Raw genomic sequence first — 9,369 nt, 5'->3', positions numbered from 1 at the left:
AACGATCTTCCCGGGGCCCTGAAGGACGGGACCGTCATGCCAGTAAGGGAGTGTGCCCATCTTGGGCCGCTCAGCGACTCGCGCCTGACTTCGCCGACGTTCGAGAGTCTGGTTGGGATCGGACATGCTGGCTCCGGATCCGAAACGGTCTTCCTGCTCGGGCTGGGCTTTGAAACAGTCCAGCCGTTATCTCTTCCGTTACTAGTACGGGAGTTTTGCCCGGTCGGTCGCGGCCGGGTAGCCGGGAGGAGTTTCACCTCCCGGCTACCACAGATCCGGACGCGAGGCGAGCCTCTCGACTCATCCGGCTCGCGCCACCTACTGACCGTCACTTTCTGTGACCAGTGTGCAAGCGGATCCGGAGCGTGGCATCGGAGATTCGCGAGGAACCTCCACCTCCACCCCGGACGTCCACGAAACCGGCTCTTTGCAGTTGACCGGAGGTCGTGTCTAGTCGCTGACCGTCTGCGATCGCAATGGGTGGTAGAACGTTACCGGCCGAGGGGTGCGCAGGGGGACGCACCCACCTGCCTGGAAAGATCGTTTCTTGTCTAGGGAAATGATCGCCGGGAGACGGGTGCATCGTGGTTGAGGGTACGGTTATGTGCTGGCCGAGTTGCTGGGCCTGCCCGATAACGCGCCGGATCGGGCAGAGCACCGAGATCAGTCCGCACGCCGCCGGTCGCCGACGACCGGGTCGGTGGACCGGCGGAATGGCAGCACTTAAACGGCATAGTCGAGCGTCTTGTGTTGGCCTTACGGCTGGTAGCGGTAGCCCATGCCGGGTTCGGTGGTGAGGTGACGGGGGCGGGACGGGTCGGGTTCGAGTTTGCGGCGCAGGCGGTTGACGTAGAGCCGCAGGGACGAGGTGTCGTCGGCGTGGCCGGAGCCCCAGACCTGGTCGAGCAGGGACCGCGAGCTGATCAGCTTGCCGGGTTCGCGGACCAGGGTCGCCAGCAGCCGCCACTCGGTCGGCGTCAACCGCACCGCCTCGGGTGGCTGGCCGGACTCGTCGGCCGGTCCGGCGCCGTCGACGGCAACGCCGTCAGCTGGCGCGCCGTCACCGTCGTCCTCGCTGGTGGGCGAAGCCTGGGCCGCGGAATCCGGCGGCGGGTCGGGGAGGGTGGTGACGGCCTTGGCGGCGAAGTCGATGCGGTGGCGGCCGATGGTGATGACCGGGCCGGTCTCGGCGCCGCCGGCGCGGCGGGTGACGGCACGGATGCGGGCGAGCAGCTCCTCCACGGAGAACGGCTTGGTGACGTAGTCGTCCGCGCCCGCATCCAGGGCGGCGATCTTGTCGTGGCCGGAGGTGCGGCCGGACAGGACGATGATCGGCACGCGGGTCCAGCCGCGCAGGCCGCGGATGACGTCGATGCCGTCGAGGTCGGGCAGGCCGAGGTCGAGCACGACCAGGTCGGGTGGGTAGCTCGCGGCCTCGGTGAGCGCCTGGCCGCCGTCGACGGCCGTGCGGACCTCGTGGCCACGGCTGCGCAGGTTGATCCGCATCGCGCGCAGCAACTGCGGCTCGTCCTCGACGATCAGGATGCGTCCCACCAGGCTGTCGCTCCCCTCGCTCCCCTCGCCACCCGACCCGGCCGACGGGCTCACCGTCGCGCCGGGGTGAGCGCGTCCAGCGCCCGGTTGAGATCAAGCACGTTGACCGCCGGTTCGCCGAGGAAGCCGAGGCTTCGGCCGGCCGTGTGATCCCGCACGAGCGCCGAGACCTGGCCGGTGGGCAGGCCGCGGACCCGGGCCACCCGACGGACCTGGAGGTCAGCGTAAGCGGTGCTGATCTGCGGGTCGAGGCCGCTGGCGCTGGCGGTCACCGCGTCCGCGGGGACGGCGGGGTGCGTGGGGGCGTCGCCGCGGATGACGACGCGCTGGCCGGCGACGATGTCGTCGGTCAGCGTCCGGCAGCGCACCGGCACCCCGGCGTAGGTGGTGAGGAACGGCCGGGCCGGGCACAGCTCGTTGACGCTGACGACCCTCGTCACCCGGCCGTCGTACCCGGGTCCGGCGTGGTAGACGGCGAGCACGGCGCCGACTCCGGAGGCGGTGCAGTACGGCCGGCGGCCGTCGACGCCATCGAGCGCCCCGACGGCCTGGCTGCGGGCGCAGACCTGGGTGAGCAGGCTCTGCCGGGACTCGTCCGTGCCGCGCATGGCCGGGTCGTCGAAGGTGTCGACGACGTCCTCCGGGCCGAGGTTCGACGCCGAGGTGGACGTCGGGTCGTAGCCGTCGCCGGCGGCCGACGGCCGGCTCTGGAAGTAGCGGGCGATCGGGTTGCCGTCGGCGTCGGTGAAGGACTGGCCGATCAGCGACGAGCCGACCCGCTGGCCGTCGGCGCGGGTGACGAACGAGCCGTCGGCACGGTGGTGCAGGCCGGGGAGCTGGGCGACGGCGAGGATCGCCAGCGGGTAGGCGAGGCCGACGACGACGGTGAACACGAGCAGGATCCGCAGGGCGGCCAGGTGCTGGCGGGCCCAGCCGGGTAGTCGCGCGAACATGGGCTAGCCCACCCCCGGGATGAACTGGACGAGCAAGTCAATGATCTTGATGCCGACGAACGGCGCGATGATCCCGCCGAGGCCGTAGCGGGACAGGTTGCGCGAGAGCAGGGCGGAGGCGCTGCTCGGCGTGTAGCGCACGCCGCGCAGCGCGAGCGGGATCAGGGCGACGATGACGAGCGCGTTGAAGATGACGGCGGACAGGATCGCCGACTCGGGGGTGGCCAGCCGCATGATGTTCAGCCGGTCCAGCCCGCCGTAGACGCCGGCGAACATCGCCGGGATGATCGCGAAGTACTTGGCGACGTCGTTGGCGATGGAGAACGTGGTCAGCGCCCCGCGGGTGATGAGCAGCTGCTTGCCGATCTCGACGATCTCGATGAGCTTCGTCGGGTCGCTGTCGAGGTCGACCATGTTGCCGGCCTCCTTGGCGGCAGACGTGCCGGTGTTCATGGCGACGCCGACGTCGGCCTGGGCGAGCGCGGGGGCGTCGTTCGTGCCGTCGCCGGTCATCGCGACGAGCTTGCCGTCGGCCTGCTCTGCGCGGATCAGCGCCAGCTTGTCCTCCGGGGTGGCCTCGGCGAGGAAGTCGTCGACGCCGGCCTCCTGCGCGATCGCCTTCGCCGTCAGCGGGTTGTCCCCGGTGATCATGACGGTGCGGATGCCCATCCGGCGCATCTCGTCGAACCGTTCCCGCATCCCGCTCTTGACCACGTCGGCGAGCTGGATGACGCCTAGCACCCGGGCGTGCGCCGCCGGGCCGGTGCCGGTGACCTCCCCGACGACCAGCGGCGTCCCGCCGGCGGCGGAGACCCCGTCGACGATCTCGCCGAGCTCGGCGGGGATCGTCCCGCCGGCCTGGCGCACCCAGGTGATCACCGCGCTGGCCGCGCCCTTGCGGATCTGCCGGCGCATCTCACCGCCGGCCCCGCCCACGCCCGCGCTCTCGGCGCCGCCCGCACGCTCGGCGCCGGCGGCCGGGTCGGCGAGGTCGACGCCGGACATCCGGGTCTGCGCGGTGAAGGGCACGAACGTCGCCGCGCGCAGCTCGCCGGGTGAGCGTTCGCGCAGGCCGTGGTGCTCCTTGGCGAACACGACGACCGAGCGGCCCTCCGGCGTCTCGTCGGCGAGCGAGGACAGCTGGGCAGCGTCGGCGAGGGCGGCCGCACCGACCCCACCGACCGGGAGGAACTCCCGGGCCTGCCGGTTGCCGAAGGTGATCGTCCCGGTCTTGTCGAGCAGCAGCGTGTTGACGTCGCCGGCCGCCTCGACCGCCCGGCCGCTCATCGCGAGCACGTTGCGCTGGACGAGCCGGTCCATCCCGGCGATGCCGATCGCCGAGAGCAGCGCCCCGATCGTCGTCGGGATGAGGCAGACCAGCAGGGACGCCAGCACGATGCCGGTGATCCCGTGGCCGGTCAGGGCCGCCGAGTCGGGGATGGCGGGCTGCTGCGCCTTGGTGAAGATCGCCAGCGGCTGCAGGGTGGCGACGGCGAGCAGGAAGATGACGGTGAGCGCGGCGAGCAGGATGTTCAGCGCGATCTCGTTCGGGGTGCGGCGCCGGTCGGCGCCCTCGACGAGGCCGATCATCCGGTCGATGAAGCTCTCACCGGGCTGCTGGGTGATCCGCACGACGATCCGGTCGGACAGGACCCTCGTCCCGCCGGTGACCGACGACCGGTCGCCGCCGGACTCGCGGATCACCGGCGCGGACTCCCCCGTGATCGCCGACTCGTCGACGCTGGCGATGCCCTCGACGACATCACCGTCGCCGGGGATGAGCTCGCCGGCGGCCACGAGGACGGCGTCCCCCCGGACGAGCCTGGGCGCGGGCACCTCCTCCACCAAGACGCGCTCCCCCGCGGCGATCTCCCCCGCGGCCGTGGCTCCCGCGGCGATCTCCTCGGCGGTGGGGGCGGCCTGGCCGGACGACCAGCCGGTCAGGCGGCGGGCGATCGTGTCGGTGCGGGTGCGGCGCAGCGCCGCGGCCTGGGCCTTCCCGCGGCCCTCCGCGACGGCCTCGGCGAGGTTCGCGAACACGACCGTGAGCCACAGCCAGACGGTGATCAGCCAGCCGAACACCGACGGGTCGGCGATGGTCAGCACGGTCGTGAACGCCGCGCCGACCTCGACGATGAGCATGACCGGGTTGTGCCACAGGGTGCGGGGGTCGAGCTTGCGCAGGGCCGCGGGCAGCGAGCGGCCGAGCTGACGCGGGTCGAGCAGGCCACCGCCGACCCGCCGCGGCCCACCCCGGCCCGGACGCGACGCGGCGCCGGGCGAGGCGACGACGGTGGTGGTGCTCATCAGTGGATCCCTTCCGCGAGCGGGCCGAGAGCGAGCGCGGGGAAGAACGTCAGCGCGACGATGATCACGGCGACGGCGCCGAGCATCCCGGCGAACTGGGGCCGGTGCGTCGGCAGCGTCCCGGCGGTCGCCGGGACCGGATGCTGACGGGCGAGGGAGCCGGCCAGCCCGAGGACCAGCAGCATCGGCAGCAGCCGGCCGAACAGCATCGCGAGGCCCAGCGCCGTGTTGTACCAGGTCGTGTTCACCGTGATGCCACCGAACGCCGAACCGTTGTTGTTGGCCGCCGAGGTGAACGCGCAGAGCACCTCGGACAGGCCGTGCGCCCCGGAGTTGAGCATGCCGGCGCGCTCGCCGGGCAGGCCCATCGCGACCCCGGTGCCGAGCAGGGCGATCGCCGGCGTGGCCAGAAAGTACAGAGACGCGAACTTTATCTCCCGGGAACCTATCTTCTTCCCGAGATACTCGGGTGTTCGCCCGATCATCAACCCGGCGACGAAAACGGTGACGATGGCCAGCACGAGCATTCCGTAAAGGCCGGATCCGGTGCCACCGGGCGCGACCTCGCCGAGCATCATGTTGAACAGCAGCGTCGCGCCGCCGATGCTCGTGTAGGAATCGTGGAAGGAGTTGACGGCGCCGGTGGAGGTGAGCGTCGTACTGCTGGCGAACAATGCGGAGTCCGGCACGCCGAACCGGGTTTCGGTGCCCTCCGTCGCCGCGCCGACCGCGACCGGCACCGTCCCGTGGTGCGCGGTTTGGAAGGCGGCGTTCACCGCGAAGCTGCCCAGGGCGAGCACGGCCATGACCGCGACGATCGCCAGCCCCTGGCGGCGGTCGCCGACCATCCGGCCGAACGTGCGCGGCAGCGAGAAGCCGATCGCGAGCAGCAGGTAGATCTCGAACAGGTTCGTCCACGACGTCGGGTTCTCGAACGGATGCGCCGAGTTGACGTTGTAGAAGCCGCCGCCGTTGGTGCCGAACTCCTTGATCGCCTCCTGGCTGGCGACCGGCCCGCCGGTGATCGTCTGATGGCCGCCGGCCAGCGTGGACACCACCCGGTTGCCGTGCAGGTTCTGGATCGCCCCGCCGGCGATGAGGACGACCGCCACGACCACGCAGACCGGCAGCAGGATCCGGATCACCGTCCGGGTGAGGTCCACCCAGAAGTTGCCGAGCTCGTCGCCGGTGCCGACCACGTCATCTCGGCTACCGGCACCCCGTCCACCCGGCCCACCAGGTCCACCCGCGGCGACCGGCGACCGGCGCCGTGCAAAGCCGCGCACCACCGCGATCGCCACCGCGATGCCGACCGCCGCCGAGACGAAGTTCTGCACGGCCAGGCCCGTCATCTGCACGGTGTGACCCATGGTCGACTCGCCCGAATACGCCTGCCAGTTGGTGTTCGTCATAAAACTCACCGCGGTGTTCCAGGCCAGCGCCGGCCCCACCGCACCGAATCCCAGGTTCAGCGGCAGGTGCTCCTGGAGGCGCTGCAACAGATACAGCAGCAGGACGCTGACCAGCGAGAAGGCCAGCACGCTGCGGGCGTAGACCCCCCAGCGCTGGCCCGCGTCGGGGTTCACCCCGGTCAGTCGGTAGATCGCTCGTTCGACCCGCAGGTGCCGTTTCGCGGTGAACACCCGGTACATGTAGTCGCCGAACGGACGGTAGGTGACCCACAGCGCGGCGACGAGCAGCGCGACGGCCAGAACACCGGCGACGGACGAGGACATCAGAACCGCTCCGGGAACAGCAGGGCGACGACGATGAAGATTCCCAAACCGATCGACAGCACCAGGCCGGCGACGTTCTCCGCGTTCACAGCCTTTCGATCCCTCGCAGTACCAGCGCCAACAGCGCGAAACATCCCAGCGTCAGCAGGACGTACACCACGTCTTGCATGCGCTCCTCCTTCATCCCGGCAGGGGCCCAGTAAAGCGCGACGACACCCGAAAATGGCGATCGCTCACACGGTTCTCGCGGCGCCCGGCCGGTTTCTCACGGCCCACTAACACCGATCATGAAATAGCGGCCGAAACCGGCTTTCAGCTGGTTCCCGCACAGGTGCGGACAGGAGCACCATGGGTGGCGTGCCACGTGGAACACTGCGCATCTACCTGGGGGCAGCGCCCGGGGTCGGCAAGACCTACGCCGCCCTCGACGAGGGCCGCCGCCGTCTCGACCGGGGCACCGACGTCGTCGTCGCCTTGGTCGAGACGCACGGGCGCCAGCACACCGCCGCGATGCTCGACGGGCTGGAGGTGATCCCCCGCCGGTTCGCCGAGCACCGCGGCGCCACCTTCACCGAGATGGACCTCGACGCGGTGCTGGCCCGGCGCCCCAAGGTCGCGGTCGTCGACGAGCTCGCCCACACCAACGTCGCCGGCGGCCCCAACACCAAACGCTGGCAGGACGTCCAGGAGCTGCTCGCCGCCGGCATCGACGTCATCTCCACCGTCAACGTCCAGCATCTGGAGTCGCTCAACGACGTCGTCGAGACGATCACCGGCGTGGCCCAGCGGGAGACCGTGCCCGACGCGGTGGTCCGCGAGGCCGACCAGGTCGAACTCGTCGACATGGCCCCCGAGGCACTGCGGCGGCGGATGGCCCACGGCAACATCTACGCCCCGGACAGGGTCGACGCGGCCCTGGCCAACTACTTCCGCCCCGGCAACCTCACCGCCCTGCGCGAACTCGCCCTGCTGTGGCTGGCCGGCAAGGTCGACGACCAGCTCGATCGGTACCGGGCCGAGCACCACATCGGCGGAACCTGGGAGACCCGGGAGCGAGTCGTCGTCGCGCTCACCGGCGGCCCGGAGGGCGAGACCCTGATCCGCCGCACGGCCCGGATCGCCTCCCGGACCAAGGGCGCGGAGCTGCTCGCCGTGCACGTCGCCCGCTCCGACGGGCTCACCGGCGCCGACCCCGCGGCCCTGACCGGGCAGCGGTCCCTCGTCGACAGCCTCGGCGGCAGCTTCCACCAGGTGATCGGCGACGACGTGCCGACGGCGCTGCTCGACTTCGCCCGCGCGCAGAACGCCACCCAGCTCGTGCTGGGCGCCAGCCGCCGCGGCCGGCTCTCCCGGATCCTCAGCCCCGGCATCGGCGTCACCACCACGAACCTGTCCGGGCCGATTGACGTGCACATGGTCACCCACGCCGAGGCGGGCACCGGCTGGCGGCTGCCGCGGGTCCGCAGCGGCCTCGCCCCGCGCCGCCGGCTGATCGCGACCGTGCTGACCCTGGCCCTCGTCCCCGCCCTGACCGCCGGCCTGGTCCAGGCCCGCGGGACCTTCAGCCTCGCCACCGAGATGCTCGGCTACCTGATCATCGTGGTGACGGTGGCGCTGATCGGCGGGTTCTGGCCGGCGCTGCTGTGCGCCCTGGCCAGCTCCCTGCTGCTCAACTACTACTTCACCCCGCCGCTGCACCACTGGTCCGTCGCGGAGGGCAACAACGCCCTCGCCCTCGCCGGCTTCATCCTGGTCGCGACGATGGTCAGCCGCGTCGTCGCCATCTCCACCCGCCGCTACGGCCAGGCGGTGCGCGCCTCCGCGGAGGCGGCGACGCTGTCGATGCTCGCCGGCAGCGTGCTGCGCGGCGAGGACGCGTTGCCCGCCCTGCTCGAGCGGGCCCGGGAGACGTTCGCCATGACCTCGGCGACCCTGCTCGAACGCGACGGCGACGGCTGGCGCACGGTGCTCAGCGTCGGCCCCGACCCGTGCACCCGGCCCGAGGACGGCGCGGTGGACGTCCCCGTCGGCGACACCCTCGCCCTCGCCCTGACCGGACGGCCGCTGCCGGCGGCGGACCGCCGCATCCTCGCCGCCTTCGCCGCCCAGGCCGCCGTCACCCTCGAACAGCGCCGCCTGGCCGAGGCCGCCGCGCAGGCCGTGCCCATCGCCCAGGCCGACCGGGTCCGCGCCGCGCTGCTCGCCGCCGTCAGCCACGACCTGCGTACCCCGCTCGCCGCCGCCAAGGCCGCCGTCACCGGCCTGCGCTCCGCCGAGGCCGTGCTCAGCCGGGACGAACGCGACGAGCTGCTCGCCACCGCGGAGGAGTCCCTCGACCGGCTCACCCGCCTGGTGGAGAACCTGCTCGACATGTCCCGGCTGCAGGCCGGGGCGCTGAGCGTGTTCCCCCGCCCGATCGGGCTGGACGATGTCGTCCCGCACGCCCTCGACGAGCTCGGGCCGCCCGCCCGGCACATCGCCATCCGCATCCCCGACGACCTGCCCACGATCGACGCCGACCCGGCGCTGCTCGAACGGGTGCTGGTCAACCTCGTCGGCAACGCGCTGCGCCACGCCCCGTCCGGGCGCCCGCCGGTGATCACTGCGAGCAGCCTAGCCGACCGGGTGGAACTACGCGTCGTCGACCACGGCCCCGGCATCCCCGCCGCCCACCGCGACCAGGTCTTCCAGCCGTTCCAACGGCTCGGGGACCGAGACAACACCACCGGCGTCGGCCTCGGACTCGCCCTGTCCCGCGGCCTCACCGAGGCGATGAACGGCACCCTCACCCCCGAGGACACCCCCGGCGGGGGCCTCAC

The 9,369-nt window shown here is 71.8% G+C and carries 6 protein-coding genes; 1 reads left to right on the top strand and 5 read right to left on the bottom strand.

Annotation, left to right across the window (positions count from 1 at the left end):
- Positions 1-756 precede the first annotated feature (756 nt).
- Genes G6R25_RS18155 through kdpF form a run of 5 tightly spaced genes read right to left on the bottom strand, consistent with a single transcriptional unit; the run spans position 757 to position 6,639 of the window.
- The gene (locus G6R25_RS18155) at positions 757-1,554 is read right to left on the bottom strand and encodes a response regulator (RefSeq protein ID WP_163553941.1); all 798 of its coding nucleotides are present in this window, start codon (positions 1,552-1,554) and stop codon (positions 757-759) included.
- Between the two features lie 50 nt (positions 1,555-1,604).
- Positions 1,605-2,507, bottom strand: a complete 903-nt coding sequence (locus tag G6R25_RS18150; RefSeq protein WP_163553940.1) for a potassium-transporting ATPase subunit C — start codon at positions 2,505-2,507, stop codon at positions 1,605-1,607.
- A 3-nt stretch (positions 2,508-2,510) separates the two neighbouring features.
- Positions 2,511-4,814 (bottom strand): potassium-transporting ATPase subunit KdpB, encoded by a 2,304-nt coding sequence (gene kdpB / locus G6R25_RS18145; protein ID WP_163553939.1) that lies wholly within the window; start codon positions 4,812-4,814, stop codon positions 2,511-2,513.
- Entirely contained in the window at positions 4,814-6,550 is a 1,737-nt protein-coding gene (gene kdpA / locus G6R25_RS18140) for a potassium-transporting ATPase subunit KdpA (RefSeq protein WP_163553938.1), read from the bottom strand. The genes kdpB and kdpA overlap by 1 nt, the downstream gene beginning before the upstream one ends.
- Positions 6,550-6,639, bottom strand: coding sequence for a K(+)-transporting ATPase subunit F (kdpF, locus tag G6R25_RS18135; RefSeq protein ID WP_136447494.1), 90 nt, complete (start codon positions 6,637-6,639; stop codon positions 6,550-6,552). Before kdpF ends, kdpA begins: the two co-directional genes overlap by 1 nt.
- Positions 6,640-6,898: 259 nt before the next feature.
- Between kdpF and G6R25_RS18130 the strand changes: the two genes are divergently transcribed.
- Positions 6,899-9,369 (top strand): sensor histidine kinase (locus tag G6R25_RS18130; protein WP_163553937.1); only part of this gene is annotated, 2,471 nt, incomplete at its 3' end.

Source organism: Candidatus Frankia alpina (assembly GCF_902806485.1).
In the GTDB taxonomy this organism is placed as follows: domain Bacteria; phylum Actinomycetota; class Actinomycetes; order Frankiales; family Frankiaceae; genus Frankia; species Frankia alpina.
Note: the sequence above shows the minus strand (reverse complement) of the source record. Positions and strands in the feature narration are given on the sequence as shown.

Coding starts and splice junctions, on each gene's coding strand:
- G6R25_RS18150 (WP_163553940.1), bottom strand. CDS start 2,507: ATGTTCGCGCGACTACCCGGCTGGGCCCGCCAGCACCTGGCCGCCCTG.
- kdpB (WP_163553939.1), bottom strand. CDS start 4,814: ATGAGCACCACCACCGTCGTCGCCTCGCCCGGCGCCGCGTCGCGTCCG.
- kdpA (WP_163553938.1), bottom strand. CDS start 6,550: ATGTCCTCGTCCGTCGCCGGTGTTCTGGCCGTCGCGCTGCTCGTCGCC.